This window comes from Actinoplanes sp. NPDC051411, assembly GCF_040682075.1.
Lineage (GTDB): Bacteria > Actinomycetota > Actinomycetes > Mycobacteriales > Micromonosporaceae > Actinoplanes.
In genome coordinates this window covers 1-14869 of the sequence record NZ_JBFBAD010000053.1, presented here as the reverse complement: position 1 = coordinate 14869, position 14869 = coordinate 1, and the positions used below count along the sequence as shown (strand labels likewise).

At 70.9% G+C, this 14869-nt stretch carries 14 protein-coding genes; 6 read left to right on the top strand and 8 right to left on the bottom strand.

Annotated elements, in window-relative coordinates; translation table 11 throughout:
- A complete protein-coding gene (locus AB0M88_RS27250; RefSeq protein ID WP_364107011.1) occupies positions 1-1101 on the bottom strand; it encodes a hypothetical protein in 1101 nt (366 codons plus the stop codon).
- 250 nt (positions 1102-1351) lie between these two features.
- On the opposite strand from AB0M88_RS27250, the gene AB0M88_RS27245 reads away from it, so the two are divergent.
- Together AB0M88_RS27245 and AB0M88_RS27240 are read left to right on the top strand one after the other, a co-directional pair.
- On the top strand, positions 1352-1789 hold the full coding sequence (locus tag AB0M88_RS27245; RefSeq protein WP_364107009.1) for a hypothetical protein: 438 nt from the start codon (positions 1352-1354) through the stop codon (positions 1787-1789).
- Between the two features lie 124 nt (positions 1790-1913).
- The gene (locus AB0M88_RS27240; protein ID WP_364107007.1) at positions 1914-4058 is read left to right on the top strand and encodes a carbohydrate-binding protein; all 2145 of its coding nucleotides are present in this window, start codon (positions 1914-1916) and stop codon (positions 4056-4058) included.
- On the opposite strand, the gene AB0M88_RS27235 is transcribed toward AB0M88_RS27240, so the two are convergent.
- On the bottom strand, positions 4040-4681 hold the full coding sequence (locus AB0M88_RS27235) for a fumarylacetoacetate hydrolase family protein (protein ID WP_364107005.1): 642 nt from the start codon (positions 4679-4681) through the stop codon (positions 4040-4042). The two genes, AB0M88_RS27240 and AB0M88_RS27235, sit on opposite strands and share 19 nt — an antisense overlap.
- A gap of 7 nt (positions 4682-4688) precedes the next feature.
- Here AB0M88_RS27235 and AB0M88_RS27230 point away from each other — a divergent pair, with 7 nt between their 5' ends.
- On the top strand, positions 4689-5246 hold the full coding sequence (locus tag AB0M88_RS27230) for a DUF3500 domain-containing protein (RefSeq protein WP_364107003.1): 558 nt from the start codon (positions 4689-4691) through the stop codon (positions 5244-5246).
- Between the two features lie 27 nt (positions 5247-5273).
- On the opposite strand, the gene AB0M88_RS27225 is transcribed toward AB0M88_RS27230, so the two are convergent.
- Positions 5274-6863 (bottom strand): methyl-accepting chemotaxis protein, encoded by a 1590-nt coding sequence (locus AB0M88_RS27225; RefSeq protein WP_364107001.1) that lies wholly within the window; start codon positions 6861-6863, stop codon positions 5274-5276.
- Between the two features lie 129 nt (positions 6864-6992).
- Between AB0M88_RS27225 and pdxY the strand changes: the two genes are divergently transcribed.
- A complete protein-coding gene (gene pdxY / locus AB0M88_RS27220) occupies positions 6993-7844 on the top strand; it encodes a pyridoxal kinase PdxY (RefSeq protein WP_364106999.1) in 852 nt (283 codons plus the stop codon).
- Here the strand turns inward: pdxY and AB0M88_RS27215 are convergent.
- Positions 7822-8868 carry a helix-turn-helix transcriptional regulator gene (locus AB0M88_RS27215; RefSeq protein ID WP_364106997.1) on the bottom strand — a complete coding sequence of 349 codons (1047 nt, stop codon included), beginning with the start codon at positions 8866-8868 and terminating at the stop codon, positions 7822-7824. The genes pdxY and AB0M88_RS27215 overlap by 23 nt on opposite strands.
- Here AB0M88_RS27215 and AB0M88_RS27210 point away from each other — a divergent pair.
- Positions 8867-9157 (top strand): SDR family oxidoreductase, encoded by a 291-nt coding sequence (locus AB0M88_RS27210; RefSeq protein WP_364106995.1) that lies wholly within the window; start codon positions 8867-8869, stop codon positions 9155-9157. The two genes, AB0M88_RS27215 and AB0M88_RS27210, sit on opposite strands and share 2 nt — an antisense overlap.
- A 96-nt stretch (positions 9158-9253) precedes the next feature.
- On the opposite strand, the gene AB0M88_RS27205 is transcribed toward AB0M88_RS27210, so the two are convergent.
- The 3 genes from AB0M88_RS27205 to AB0M88_RS27195 are packed head-to-tail and all read right to left on the bottom strand — an operon-like array spanning position 9254 to position 12998.
- A complete protein-coding gene (locus tag AB0M88_RS27205; protein WP_364106993.1) occupies positions 9254-11698 on the bottom strand; it encodes an FtsX-like permease family protein in 2445 nt (814 codons plus the stop codon).
- Positions 11695-12411, bottom strand: coding sequence for an ABC transporter ATP-binding protein (locus tag AB0M88_RS27200; RefSeq protein ID WP_364106991.1), 717 nt, complete (start codon positions 12409-12411; stop codon positions 11695-11697). The genes AB0M88_RS27205 and AB0M88_RS27200 overlap by 4 nt, the downstream gene beginning before the upstream one ends.
- Positions 12408-12998 carry a helix-turn-helix transcriptional regulator gene (locus AB0M88_RS27195; RefSeq protein WP_364106989.1) on the bottom strand — a complete coding sequence of 197 codons (591 nt, stop codon included), beginning with the start codon at positions 12996-12998 and terminating at the stop codon, positions 12408-12410. The genes AB0M88_RS27200 and AB0M88_RS27195 overlap by 4 nt, the downstream gene beginning before the upstream one ends.
- 489 nt (positions 12999-13487) lie before the next feature.
- Here AB0M88_RS27195 and AB0M88_RS27190 point away from each other — a divergent pair, with 489 nt between their 5' ends.
- Complete coding sequence (locus AB0M88_RS27190) at positions 13488-14600, top strand: ISAs1 family transposase (RefSeq protein WP_364106987.1); 1113 nt, start codon at positions 13488-13490, stop codon at positions 14598-14600.
- An 83-nt stretch (positions 14601-14683) separates the two neighbouring features.
- On the opposite strand, the gene AB0M88_RS27185 is transcribed toward AB0M88_RS27190, so the two are convergent.
- Positions 14684-14869: hypothetical protein (locus AB0M88_RS27185; protein WP_364106985.1), on the bottom strand; the 186-nt coding region annotated here is incomplete at its 5' end.

Here is a 14869-nt window from a genome sequence, read left to right as displayed (position 1 = left end):
TCAGGCTCCCGGGAAACGGTACGGAGCGGCCGGGAACGGCAGGACGCTCGGCGGATTTCTGGTCAGCTGCCGGCCGGTGGCCTCGATGACGGTCACCGAGTTGACGAACCGTTCCAGCATCTTCTGGGTCTCGTCCATGATCTCGGTGGCCGACTCGTAGGCCTTCCAGGCCCGCCACGCGTACCACCCGGCCGTCCCGGTCCCGGCGATCGCGCCGATGATCGTCTCGGACGTCGCGATCCCGGCGCCGACCGCGGCGCCGATGGCCACGCAGGCGTCCAGCGCGTCGCCGAGCAGGGACGCCGCCAGCTCGAACTGGGTCCAGGCGCCCTTCGCGGCCTCGTGGTACGCCTGACCGGTGTACTCGTACATCGCGACGTCGCTGTAGGTGGCGGCGTCGAGTTGGAGGAGGTACAGCTCGCAACCGTCGGCGGCGTTGCCGGACCACACGGTCGGCAGGTGGGTGGCGTGCGCGACCAGGTTGTTGGAGATGTTGCGCACCGCGCCGGCGGCCTGGTACCACACGGTTCCGCAGTCGTAGAGGGCGTTCCAGTCGCCGCTGATGTCCTTCAGGAAGAACGCGAAGATGTCCTTGTGGAACACCGCCTGGACGACGGAGCGGACGATGGCGCTCGGGCTCAACGTGTCGGTCATCCAGTTGAACTTGGCCTGGAAGTCGGGATGGTCGAACGCCAGGCTCGCGTGCAGGGCGTCCTCCGGCTCGGCGACGTCGGCGAAGGACGCCGGGGGGAGCGTGATGGGGGTCGGCCCGACGAAGTTCGGCGGAACTCCCGGTCGCCGGGCGAACATGTCCGGCAGTTGCACGCGGTCGTAGGTGTTGTCCATCATCGCCGCCGCGGACCGGTCGGTGTTGTGGTACATCTTGGTGGCTTCCCGGACCCCGTTGGCCACCTGGCCCGCCTGGGCGGAGATCTGCCGGGCCGTGCCCTGGCCCCACGGGTAGGCCCGCTCGTGCAGCATCATCAGGGTCTGGATCATGCCTTCGCCGAGCGGTGGCAGATCGGCGTTCACCCGGATGTGCCGCTCGACCAGGCCGGCATCGACGGATGCCCGCTCCAGCGCGCTTCCCAGTCGCCCCATGCCGTCATGGTTCACACGTAACGCCATCGCATCCCTCGGCTGTCCGATCGGTCATTGCCGGACGACGATCTCAGGACGCCCTTGCCATCCCCCTTGCCAAACGCGCACGGCCCGCTGCCGACGGGAGATGGCAAGGGCTTTGGCAAGGATGCCGTCCTACCTTGACCCCCATCGCCAGATACCGGATGGAGGAATTGGTGTGTCCCGCACAGAGCCCGTGACGCGAACCAAAGTCTTGAAAACCGCGATCGTGACGACCGCGGCTGTGATCCTGGGCGGTGTCCTGAGCGTCGCCGTTCCGGTCGCCACGCCGCCGGCCCACGCGGCCTACTCCTTCGAGTGGAACGAGGGGGTCGAGGTCACGACCGGCTTCCCCGACAGCGGCGTACATTGCGGCGTCGCTTACACCGGCACCAGTGGCGCCGGAGTCTGTTTCCAGCCCTCCGGAGACAAGATCTGGGTGTACGACCGAGGGTCGGACGGTGCCTCGGCGGTGGCCCGCTGGTACACCGACTACGGCCGCTGGGGCACCTGTCGCAACGCGCACGGCTACGGCACTTGGGCGGTGTGCAACAAGGACTTCGCGGAGCACCACACCATCTATTTCCGGGCCGCCCAGTACGACGGCAGTGCCGAGCCCCCGGCCTACGTCGGCGGCGAGAGCGCACTCGACTCCAGCGGCACCTGAGCCGCGAGCACGGTTCCGGAACCTGGATGTCTGTCGATCTTCGGCGGCGGCCGGTAGCGTCTCCTATGTTGACGTGCGTCCACATCTGTGGACGGCATTCGATACGCGAGTCGAGGAGCCGTGAATGTTTGTCGCCAAGCTGGCAGTTGGTGTCCTGGTGATGGCCATGCCGCTGGTGGCCGGCCATCCCGCGCGTGGCCCGGTGGTGACCGGCACCTACAGCACCGGCGCCAGCGCGGCCTGGCAACCGCTGCCGGCCGTCCACCTGGAGCGCGGCGCGCCGGCGGCGGACACGACGGTCGTCATCGACCCGAGCCAGGCCCGCCAGCAGTACACCGGCCTGGGCATGTCACTGGACGAGACCGCGGTGTCCAACCTGTGGAAGCTGACCCCGGAGAACCGGGAGAAGGCGATCAAGCTGCTGGTCGACCCGAAGACCGGCGCCGGGCTGAACCGGTTCCGGCTGACCATCGGCAGCCCGGACGTGATCGAGCACCTGCCGTTCGCCTCGTACGACGACAACCTGCCGGCCGGGGTGACCGCCGACCCCGAACTGAAGTACTTCTCCATCCAGCGCGACATCGACCAGCACATCGTCGACACCGCGCGGCTGATCCTGAAGTACAACCCGCGGGCCACGTTCTTCGCCTCGGCGTGGAGCGCGCCAGCCTGGATGAAGACCACCAACCTGTTCCGCGGCACCTCGGACGGCCAGGGCCACCAGCTCGGCAAGCTGCGCGACGAGGACATCGACGCGTTCGCCCGCTACTACGTCAAGTACCTCCAGGCGTACGCGCGACAAGGCATCCACATCGACGCGATCACCATGCTCAACGAGCCGACCATCGACGTGATCTACCCGGGCATGGACATCACCTGGCAGCAGCAGCAGGTCCTCGCGAAGGCGATCAAGCGCGAGTTCAAGGCGGCCCACCTGCCGACCCAGCTGTGGGTGTTCGACTACAACTTCGCCAACTGGAAGGACCCGAACCCGAACGCCAAGAACCTCTACCGGATCTTCGACGATCCGCAGGCGCGGGCGGCGTCCGACGCGATCGCCTTCCATCCGTACTCGGGGAGCCCGACCGTGATGCGCGACGCGGCGGCGGAGTACCACCTCCCGGTGCACCTGACCGAGACCAGCGACATGTCGCCGGACACGATGCTGAGCTTCTTCCGGTTGAACGCCGGCTCGTACATCCTCTGGGCGCAGGTCACCGACCAGGACGGCGGCACGCTGCACTGGACCCACTCGCGGGACAACAACATCGACTGGGACGAGGTCGGCCGGACCACGAAATGGCCCGACCGGATGGTCACGGTCAACACCGAGACCAAAACCTTTTCCGTACGCGATGAGCTCTACCAGATCGGTCAGATCTCCCGCTATCTCGACCCGTCCTTCACCCGTTACGAGTCGTCCGGAGGCATCGCCTTCCGCGACCACGACGGCAACTGGGTGACCGTGGTGCACAACACCAACGCGACGGCCACCCGGTTCCGGGTCGTGCTCGACGGCCGGTCGTTCGTCGAGACGGTGCCGGCCGGCGCGGTCGCCACCTTCCGCTGGCACGCCGACGTCCGGCCCGCCCGGCACAACCACGCGCCGACCCTGGCCGCCGTGCCGGACCTCACCGCCGACCAGTTCAGCCCGATCCAGGTCCAACTGCACGGAGCCGACGCCGACCGGGACCACCTGACCTACTACTCGTCCGACGCCCCGGCCGGCGTCACCGTCGACCCGGACACCGGCCGGCTCACGATCAGCGCGACCACCTCCGGCATCCAGAACTTCACCGTGACGGTCACCGACAACACCGCCAGCACCTCGGTTCCGGTGCATCTGACCGTCCGGCCGCACGCGGCGGCGCTCGGCGAGCTGATCGAGGCCGAGTCGTACGCCGGGCAGAGCGGCTGGACCGAGGGCAGCACGCAGTTCGTGGAGAGTGTCCCGGCCGCGAGCGGCGGCCACGACGTCGGCTACACCGCGGCCGGCCACTGGCTGACCTACCGCGTCGACGTCCCGACGGCCGGCCACTATGACCTGGAACTGCGGGTCGCCAACGGTTCCGGAGCGGTGGCGGCGAACGCGGTGTCGCTGCGCGACGCGGCGGAGAAGACGCTGACCACCGTTTCGGTGCCGGCCACCGACAGCTGGACCACCTACCAGTCGGTACACGCGCCGGTCGACCTGGCGGCCGGCGACCAGCTGGTCAAGGTCTACTGCGAGACCGGCAACTTCAACCTGGACTACCTGCGGATCTCCTGAAACCCGAGCACCGCGACGAAATCACATTGGACGAGGGCGTTGCCGTCGAAGGTGGCGGCAACCGCCTGCCGGGCCGGGCGGTCGTCCGGATCGGGGAACCTCGCGGTCCATTCCCGGTTCAGCGCCTCGCGGTCGCGGTAGTCGCGCAGCCAGACCGTCATCTTGGCGATGTCGCCGGTGGTCGCGCCGGCGGCGGCCACGATCTCGCGTACGGCCCGGAACATGTTGGCGCACTGGCTTTCCAGAGCGTCCGGCATCTCGCGGGTCTGCGGATCGCGACCGGTGACGGCGATCTCGGCCCGCACCACGTCGCCCGGGCGCAGCCACCGGCCGGTCGGTGCCCCGATGCCGGCCGGCGTGCCGGTGGCCAGGATGTCGCCCGGCATCAGCGTCATCACCGTGGTGAGCTCGGCGATCTGCTCCCAGATGTTGTAGATCATGTCGTCGGTGGTCCAGTTCTGGCGCTCCTCGCCGTCGACCGTGAGGCGCATCCGCAGGGCGTGCGGGTCGGCGATCTCGTCGTCGGTCGTGAGCCAGGGCCCGATCGGCCCGTGGGTGTCGAACGACTTGCCGAGCGTGAACGTGGGCGAACTCGTCAGCCGCGTCGGTGCCCGGGCGCTCATTCATTCGGTGGCGCCGGCCGACTGGGCGACCCGGCAGGTGCCGTACGTGGGGGAGACCGAACTGCCCGACCACGTCGACCTCGGCATCGAGAACTACCGCATCGAAGACGACGACCGCTGGGCCTTGCGCTTCGAGCGGGCCGCGCCCTCCGGCCTCAACGGCGCCGAGATGAGCGCGGACGACCTGGCGCTGGCCCGCGAGATTCTCCTGCACTTCGTCGAGGCCGGGCCGGACGAGCTCGCCGGGCACTACCGCCGGGCCGTCGAGTCGGAGCCGCCCGAGCAGCTCACCTTCGCCTGGGCGGGCGGGCTGCGGCCGGACACCGCCCACTACTTCCGCGTCTCGACCCGGAGCCTGCTCGTCGAGTCGGACAACGCGGTCGCCGCCGGCCAGCACGTGCACGCGGTCTGGCGCGACCTCGACAACGACCTCGGCCACGACCTGCTGCTCGACCACTACGCCCGCACCGACCACCGCCGCGGCTCCGCCCACCTGCACCGGCGCCGCACGTCAAGCGTCCAGAGCGACGCCGACTTCATCGCCGAGCGGCGAGGCCGTACGTAGAGGAACGCGTCGGCCGTTGGCGTGGCCCTAGACGCGGAACTGCCCGACCAGAACGCGCAGTTCGTTGCTCAGCTGCGAGAGCTCCTGGGTCGCGTGCTGGATGTCGATGACACCCTCGGTCGTGGTCTGCGCGCCGGAGGAGATCGTCGCGATGTTCGCCGCGATGTCCTCCGAGCTGGTCGTCGACTGGCCGATGGAGCGGCTCGTCTCGTCGATGATGGCGGCCTGCTCGCTCAGCGCCGAGGCGATGGCGGACTGGAAGCCGCCCAGGCGGTCGGCTATCTCCACGATCTCGCCGATCGCCTCGGTGGCCAGGTTCGTGTCCTGCTGGATGCTGAGCACCTTCGCCGTGATGTCGTCGGTGGCGCCCTCGGTTTCCTGGGCCAGCTCCTTCACCTCGCCGGCCACCACCGCGAACCCCTTGCCGGACTCGCCGGCCCGGGCCGCCTCGATGGTCGCGTTGAGGGCGAGCAGGTTGGTCTGCTGAGCGATCGCGGTGATGACCTTGACGGTGTCGCCGATCCCGCGGCTCGAGTCGGCGAGCCGGCCGATCGTCTGCTGGATCGCGCCGGCGGCCCGCATGCTCTGCTCGCAGACCCGCGTGGCCTCGGCGGCGGTGCCGGTGATCTTCTGCAGCGGTCCGCCCATCGCGGTGCCGGCCGCGACCGTACGCGCGTTGGCGGCGAGCTCGTCGGCGGCGAGCGTGACCTCGCCCGACTGCCGCGACGTCGCCTTGGCGTCGACCATGATCTGGATCGCCGTGACGGTGAGTTCCTCGCTGGCGTGCGCGACCGTCGACGCCGAAACGCCGATCTCGCGGACGATCGCGGCGATCTTCTCGACGAACCGGTTGAACGACCGGCTGACGTCGGTGAACTGGTCGTGCCCGGAGGTCTCCAGCCGCAGGGTCAGATCGCCCTCGCCCTCGGCGATGTCGGCGAGGCGTTCCTGGAGCGCGCTCAGCGGGTGGATGATCGACAGGGCCAGAAGGACGGCCAGTCCGATCGCGCTGATCAGGGTGAAGCACCCCACCAACGTGGCGACATGGCTGGTCCGGTCGGCCATGCTGTCGGCTCGCCGGTGCGCGACCGCCTCCTGCTGCCGCGAGCTGGCGAGCAACCGGTCGACGCCGCCGGCGATCACGGCGTACAGGTCGAGCCCCGGGATGGCCACCAGATAGTTGGCCCGGCCGATCGCGGCCGGTGTGCCGGCCCGGTAGGCCGCGATCACCTCGTCGTCCATCTTCTGGAACTTCAGGAATCCCGCCCGGATCGTGGACACGTCGGCCTGCTCGGCGGTGGTCAGCGGCAGCGCGGCCAGCTCGTCCAGCTCGTTGACGAAGCTCTTCATCGACGCGAGGAACGCGGCCCGCTCGGGTGCCGTGTCCGCGGCCGCGTTCGGCGCCTTCCGCACGATGTTGAAGGCGTAGCCGGCCTGCCAGCCGCTCACGTCGGTGACCCGGAACTTGAGCTGCTGAACCGCGTCGAGCTTCGCCTCCGACCGGGCCAGCGCCCGCGCGGTGCTCCGCGTGCTGTCGGCCGACCACACGGCGGTGATCCAGATGGCCACCACGCACAACGCCAGGAGGAGGAAACCGGCCACCAGGCGTGTCGTCACCCGCATACGCCGAAGCAATGTCACGTCGAGCCTCCGGGCCCATGCTATCCAGGCACCCCGCGGAGGTCCGGCGAACCAGGAACTTCTTGACCTTGCGGCGGCGGGAGGCCGTCGCCCTAGGCTGGGGAGATGAGGGTTTTGTCGATCCAGTCGGCGGTCGCCTACGGCCACGTCGGGAACTCCGCCGCGGTGTTCCCGCTGCAGCGCATCGGCGTCGAGGTCGTCGCGGTCCCCACGGTGAATTTCTCCAACCACACGGGCTACGGCGCCTGGCGGGGCCCACTGATCCCGCCCGCGGACGTCGCCGAGATCCTGCTCGGCGTCCAGGAGCGGGGAGTGTTCCCGCGGATCGACGTCGTGCTGTCCGGCTACCAGGGCGGGGTGGGCATCGGTGACGTCATCGTCGACGCGGTGCGCCGGGTGAAGGCCGTGAACCCGTCGGCGCTCTACGCGTGCGATCCGGTCATGGGCAACGCCAAGTCCGGATGCTTCGTCGCGCCGGAGATTCCCGATCTGTTGCGGGACCGGGTCGTGCCGGTGGCCGACATCATCACCCCCAACCAGTTCGAGCTGGGCTTCCTGACCGGCACCGAGCCGGTGAGCCTCGAGTCGACCCTCGCCTCGGTCGACCTCGCCCGCGCCATGGGCCCGTCGACCGTGCTGGTCACGAGCGTGGAGCGCCCGGACCGGGCGGACGACACGATCGAAATGCTCGCCGTGGACGGCGCCGGCGCCTGGCTCGTGAGCACCCCGCATCTGCCGTTCAAGGCCAACGGGTCGGGCGACGTCACGGCCGCCCTGTTCACCGCCCATTACGTCGCGACCGGGGATGCGGCGGCGGCGCTGGAGCGTACGGCGTCCAGCGTCTTCGACCTGATGGAGACCACCTACCGGTCCGGCGAACGCGAGCTCCAGTTGGTGGAGGCCCAGGAGTTCTACGCCACCCCGCGCCTGCAGTTCAAAGCCCGCCAGGTGCGCTGAGCTGGGCGGTCGGGACGCTGTCGGGCAGTGAGCCGTCGCGTAGCAGTTCGGTGCGGGAGCCGATGCCGAGCTTGGCGAAGACCTTGTGGAGGTGGTAGTCGACGGTGCGGGGGCTGATGAACAGCTGCGCGGCGATCTCGCGGTTGGTCATGCCACGGGCGACGAGGGTGGCGATCTGCAGCTCCTGCGGTGTGAGCGTGTCGGTGGCGGCCGGATCGCGCGGGGTGACGGTTTCGCCGGTCGCGCGTAGCTCGGCGGCCGCCCGCTCGGCCAGGACGGTGGCGCCGAGGCTGTTGAGCACTTCGTAGGCCTCTCGCAGGTGCGGCCGGGCCTGCTGGCGGCGCCGTTTGCGGCGCAGCCATTCGCCGGCCAGCAGGTGGGTGCGGGCGCGTTCCACGGGCGGCAGGGCCGCGTCGAGGGTGAGCGCTTCGGCGGGGGACCGGTCGTCGAGCAGTGCCGGGCTGCGGGCCAGGAGCGCACGGCGGCGGTCGGTGGGCGCGGCCTCGACCCATGCGGCCAGCGCGGCCACCCGGTCGGTGGCGTCACCGCGGCGCTCGGCGCGCAGGGCCAGTTCGATGGCGTCGGGCATGGCGGCGAAACCGACGACGGGGTTGAAGTCGGGGCCGTCGACGCGCGTGATGGCCAGGATTCGTTCGGCGGCCTCGGTGGTGCGGCCGGCCGCGCTGTCGGCCAGGCTCAACGCGGCTTGGGCGTTGGCGGCATGGTAGGTCGACCCGTTGCGGCGGGCGAGCGCGAGCGCGTCCTCGGCGTGCCGGTAGGCCTGCTCGCTTCGCCCGCGGATCGCATCGACGGTGGCCAGGTGGTTGAGGTGGGTGGCCCGGCCCTGGCCGAGTTCGGTGGCGAGCCGTTCGCCTTCCTGGGCGGTGGCGTAGGCGAGGTCGTAGTCGTTGGTGCCGATCAGCTCGGCCGACTGCTGGGCCAGGGTCAGCGGCAGCAGGCCGACCAGGCCGCCGCGGCGGGCCAGGTCGACGGCGCGGTTCGCGAAGGCCAGGCCGGATCCCATGCCGTGGCAGACGGACGCCGCTCGCGCGGCCCAGATCAGCGCCCGCGGGTCGCCCGGCCCGCGGGGCGTCACCGTCAACGCCATCCGCCCGACCGCGACCGAAGGCGCCGGCCTGCACACCGACGTACGCCCCGACTCGCCGATCCGCGACTTCCTCAAGGACTTCAACCCCATGGGCCGGATGGGGACCGCCGCCGACGTCGCCGACGTCGCCGAGTTCTTCGCCGGCGACCTGTCCTCCTTCGTCAGCGGACAGGTCCTGCTCGTCACCGGAGGTGCCGCCGCCTAGCAGTCGCCGGCCGTGCGGTCCGGATGACATCCGATGGTCCGAGCGGGCCACGGACGGATCAGGGGCTGAGCCCGGCGCAACGACTCAGCTGACGGGTCATTCCAGAGGGGAACGGGCGATGCCGCGCGGTTCCCGTCCGGCGAGCAGCCAGGCCGCGGCGGCGGCGAGCAGCGGCAGCCCGAGCACCAGGCCGGCGAGGTGTCCGGCGGGCACATCGGCCAGAGCGTGCGGGCTCCGGTGGTACCAGGCGATCAGCGCCGCGTACGCCCCGGCCGTGCCCAGCACCGCGCCGAGCAGGGCGAGAGCGGCGGCGGTCGCGGCGGTCAGGCGGCGCCGGGTGCCGCGGCCGGCGCCGTTCGCGGTCAGAGTGCGCAGGTCGCGGCCGGCTTCACTGCGGATCAGCCCGACGCTCGTCGCGATCACACCGAGCGCTACGGCCGCGCCCACCGCCGCGGCGCCGGTGCGCAGCCGGGACAGGTCGGCGGCCAGCGGGCGGGTCTCGACCGCCAGGTCGAGGCCGGAGGCGCGGGCCGCCAGCTGGGCCTGGTCGACCTGGGCGCCGGTGAGCGGACGCGGCGTGGTGATCAGCCAGCCGACCGGGGCGGGGCTCAGCCCGAGCGCGCGGATGCCGTGCTCGGTGATCAGGGCAGTCGGGTCGGACGTGTGGGACGGCAGCCGATCGGTGTGCTGCACCGTGGGTCGCCAGGCCTCGGCCTGTCGTCCGGCACCGATGAGCCGGTAGCGGGAAAGGTCGGTGCGGGCGGTGAGCACATCGGCCGCCGGATCGATCGAGGCGGCCGGGATCCCGTACCGGGCCAGGATTTCCGGTCCGGCGATCACCAGGGGGATCATCTCGTCGCCGTGGTATTCGGTGCGGCCGCCGGACTCGTGGGGGATGCCGAGGGCGGCGACGGGTTTGCCGCTGAACGCGCTGTCGCCGATGGACTCGGTCCGGGCGTCCGGGCTGATCCCGCCGGTCAGCGGCAGCGGCGTCGAGCCGTGCACGGCCGTACGGATGGAAGCGGTCGCGGATCGCGCCCGCGCGAGTTGGGCGGGGTTGAGTTGCGGCACCGGGCCTTGGATGCCGCCCGGGGTCAGCCAGACGATCAGTTCGTCGTCGGGCAGGTTGCCGCCGGACGGAAGCGCGGCCTGAGCCGCGCCCGCGCCGACGATGATCGCGGCGGCGATGCCGGTGGCCATGCTGATCGCGGCGAGCGCGGCGCCCGAGCGGGCCCGGTAGCGGGCCAGATCGCGCAGGGCGAGCCGGGCGGCGACCGGGCAGGCCCGGGCGATCAAGGCGAGGGCGGCGATCGCCGGCGGAGAGAGCAGCAGCATCCCGGCCGTCGTCGCGACGATGCCGCCGACGATGATCGCCGGCCGGTCCGGACCGCCGAACGTGATCAGGGTCAGGCCCGCCACGAGCAGCACCGCGCCGGGCAGCGCGAACCGGTGGGCCGGCCGGGGCTGGGGCGGCCGGGCCGACAGGGCCGCCACCACGGGGATCCGGGCCGTCGCGCGGGCCGGCCACCAGGCCGCCGTGATCGTGGTGAGGGTGGCGAGGACGACCGTGAGCAGGAGTTGCGGCCACGGCAGGTGGAAACGGTCGATGCGGTGCTGCACGACCGTTTCGAGGCGCGGTGCGAGCAGGAGCCAGGCGGCCAGGCCGAGGGCGCAGCCGGACAGGGCGCCCACCGCGCCGGCCACGGCGCCGTTGGCCAGCACGACCAGTCGCAGGTGGCGGTGGCGGGCGCCGATGGCGGTGAGCATGCCGAGAGCGCGGAGCCGGCGCTGGGCCAGGACGGCGAAACCGGCCGCGGCCAGCAGGCCGACGAAGAGCAGTCCGACGGTGGCCAGCACGAGCACCACGAGGGTGGCGGCCGGGCCGGCGCTGCCGCGGAACTGGACCTCGGTGTTTTCCGGCCGTTGCGCGGCCTGGAACTGCGCGGCCGTGGCACGCACCAGCACGGTGACGTGGTCGGGCGGGCCGGCCTGGCCGGGCGCGACCAGGGCGAAGGTGTCGAGCAGGTTGTGTGGATTCTCGACCAGGCCGACCACCGACCAGGTGCGGCCGGGCTGCCGCCAGACGGTGCCGACCGCGAGGTGGAACAGCCGCGCGGTGCGGTCGGTCACGGCGATCTCGCCCGGGCCGGCCGGGTAGCGGCCGGCGTCGAGCCGCAGCATCGGCGCGCCCAGCGGCGCGGTCGGCGACTGGTCGCGCAGGTCGAGCGGGGTGGCCGAACCGGGCACCGCGATCTGCTGGTGATTGATCACCTCGGCCGCCGGATAGGCCTGGCGGGCGGCGGCGACGTCGTCCTGAAGAGCCGAGCCGGCCCCCCGCAGGACGAGCAGGTAGTCGGCGTTGCCGAACTGCGCCGCGCCCGGCGGCAACACGTTGCCGGCCGCGCCGAGGCCGAAGACGGTGACCGCGACGGCGACCGCGAGCAGCGCCAGCACCAGCGACTGACGGCGCCATTCGCCGCGGAACAGGCGCCACGCCCAGCGGGCCACGGCGATGCGGGCCGCCACGCCCCCGCCGCTCATCGGTCCGCGCCCAGCAGCGACTCCGGGCCGGGCGGGGGCACGGTGCGGTCGATGACCCGGCCGTCGCGCAGGAACACCACCCGGTCGGCCCAGGCGGCCAGCTGTGCGTCGTGGGTCACCACCACGGCGGCCAGACCACGCTTGCAGGCGCCCAGGATGAGGCGCATGACCGCCTCGCCGGTGGCCGAGTCGAGCGCGCCGGTGGGCTCGTCGGCCAGCAGCAGCCGGCGGTCACCGACCACGGCCCGGGCGATCGCGACCCGCTGGCGTTCGCCGCCCGACAGCTGGTCGGGAAAGTGCCCGGCCCGGTCGGTCAGGCCGAGCAGTTCGAGGGCCTCGAGGCCGGTCTGCCGGGCCCGGCGTGCGCGTACGCCGTCCAGCTCGAGTGGCAACGCGACGTTTTCCACCGCGGTCAGTCCGGGCAGCAGGTTGAAGTCCTGGAAGACGTATCCGATCGAGCGGCGGCGCAACTGGGCCAGCTCGTCGCGGGTCATGCCGGTCAGGGCGGCCCCGCCGACCAGCACCTCGCCGGAGGTCGGTGACTCGAGGCTGCCGGCGATCGTGAGCAGGGTGCTCTTGCCGCAGCCGCTGGGGCCCATCACCGCGACCATCGTGCCCGGGTCGACGGACAGGTCCACCTCGGCCAGCGCGATCACTTCGGCCGGGCCCTGTCCGTAGACCTTGCCGACCGCTCGCATCTGCAGAACGCTCATCGCCGGCCTCCCCCCACGCGTCGCCTCAGCTTCGGCATCGGCCCGCTGGCCGGGGCCGGTGCCGGCGGCTCGACCGAGGCGCGGCGCAGGCGGCCGTCGGCGGCGTCGAGCCAGCGGATCACCGAGTCGAGCCGGAACAGCTCGGCGTCGACCACGAGGGCCAGGCCGAGATCGGTGTCGGCCTCCTCTTCCTTGAGCCGGGTCCACTGCTGCATCAGCTCGACCAGGTAGCGCCGGTGCGACTGGATGACGTCGTGTACGTCGGCGCCGGGCAGCCGGGACGCCACCAGAATCTTGATGACCAGTTCGTCGCGGGGCGGCGCGGCCAGGTCGGGTGGGGTGTGCAGCCAGTCGGTGAGCTCGTGCTCGCCGCCCTCGGTGATGTGGAAGCCCTTCTGCGGGCCCGGGTCGGCCGCGTCGTCGGACTCGACCAGGCCGTCGCGCTCCAGCCGTTGCAGGGTCGTGTAGACCTGTCCGACGTTGAGCGGCCACACCTCGCCGGTCCGCTCGACGAATTCCTCGCGCAGCTGGAGCCCGTATTTGGGGCCCTCGGACAGCAGTGCCAGCAGCGCGTGCCGGACGCTCACCGCGTCGCCCTCATCGTGTCGCCCTCATCGTGTCGCCCTCATCGTGTCGCCCTCATCGTGTCGCCCTCATCGTGTCGCCCTCATCGTGTCGCCCTCATCGTGTCGCCTCATCACCATCACCGATATCATGCCGGGGATAATACCGAGTATATAGAGAGATCACCAGGGTCGGCGGCCAGGAGATCTCGGACGCGAGCGACCGGGCGACGATGACGACGGCCCGCGCCGCGGTGACCGGGCCCATGCCCCAGGGCCATTGCGTAGTCGGCGGACCAGGTTCTGAGCTGGGTCTATGTGCGGTGAGCGGCCTTTGCGGAGGCGGTGGAGACGGGTGAGATCACTCGGGTGATCATGAAGTTCTCTACGCTTTACGACCGCTGAGGACCTCACCCGCCGATGGCATCATCTCTCATCCCCGCACTGACTGTAACGGCACCCGCCGCCCACACCGCGACCGCGCCTGTCACTGACGGTGAACGCGGCGGTTTGGTGCTGGCGCTCGCCGCTGTTCCGGACCCTCGGGACCCGCGCGGTGTGCGTTATCCGCTGACCGCCCTGCTCGCGGTGGCCGTATGCGCGGTCCTGGCCGGGGCGTCGTCGTTCGCCGCGATCACCGACTGGCTGCACGACCTCGACGAACAGATGCAGGCCCGGCTCGGATTCACCGGCGGCATACCGGCCGGCACGACGGTATGGCGGTTGCTGACCCGTCTCGACGCGGCCCTGCTCACGGCGGTCCTCGCCGACTGGTTACGCGCCCGCACCCCGGTGTCACCGCGCCCGCGTCGATACCGCATGGTGATCGCCGTCGACGGCAAAACCCTGCGAGGCGCCCGCATCGGCGGCCGTCAGGTCCACCTGCTGTCCGCGCTGGACACCAGCACCGGCATCGTTCTGGCTCAGGTCACCATCGACGCCAAGAGCAACGAGATCCCCGCCTTCGGCCCGCTGCTCGACGCCGTCGAGGCCGTGCTCGGCACCCTGGCCGGGGTCTTGTTCACCGCGGACGCCTTGCACACCCAGACCGGCCACGCCGACGAGATCGCCCGCCGCGGTGCGCATCTGCTCGTGCAGGTCAAGGCCAACCAGCCGACCCTGTTCAAGCAACTGAAACGCCTTCCCTGGGGGCAGATCCCCGCCGGGAACCGGACCCGCGACCGCGGCCACGGCCGCCGTGAGACCCGCACCGTCAAAGCCGTCACCCTCGCCACGCCCGGCGGTATCGGCTTCCCGCACGCGCAGCAGGCCGTCCGGATCACCCGCACCCGCATCGTCGCGAGCCGGACCAGCCGGGAAGCGGCCTACCTGACCGTGTCACTTCCCGCCGGCCAGGCCTTGCCGATCGACCTGCAGACCTGGATCCGCCGGCACTGGTACATCGAAAACCGCCTCCATCACGTCAAAGACGTGACATTCCGTGAAGACCAACACCAAGCCCGGACAGGCAACGGACCCGCAGTCATCGCAACCCTGCGTAACACCGCCATCGGCTACCACCGGATAGCCGGCGCCACCAACATCGCCCGAGCAACCAGACAAGCCGACCGCCGCTCATACGACCTGATCACCGCAGTGACCAGCAGCTACCCGACAACGCAATGACCCTGGCCCATGCCCCGGCCGAAACGGTGTCGTCTTGTCGACATCGGCCTCTGACTCCGGCGGTCCGAAGAGATAATCCAAGCTCAGCTGATTTCGCTGCCACCGCAGGAGATCGCCGCAAATCGCGCAATTCGATGGCCAATGTGTGTGCGCCGTTTATCGGCCATGATTTCCGGTAACTGGATAGGTGTCGTTGATCTTTCAGTGCCGCGGAGGGCTCTGAAAGCGTTGACTATTCGTGCCTGCCGAGTCCGCGCCGTCGTATGACG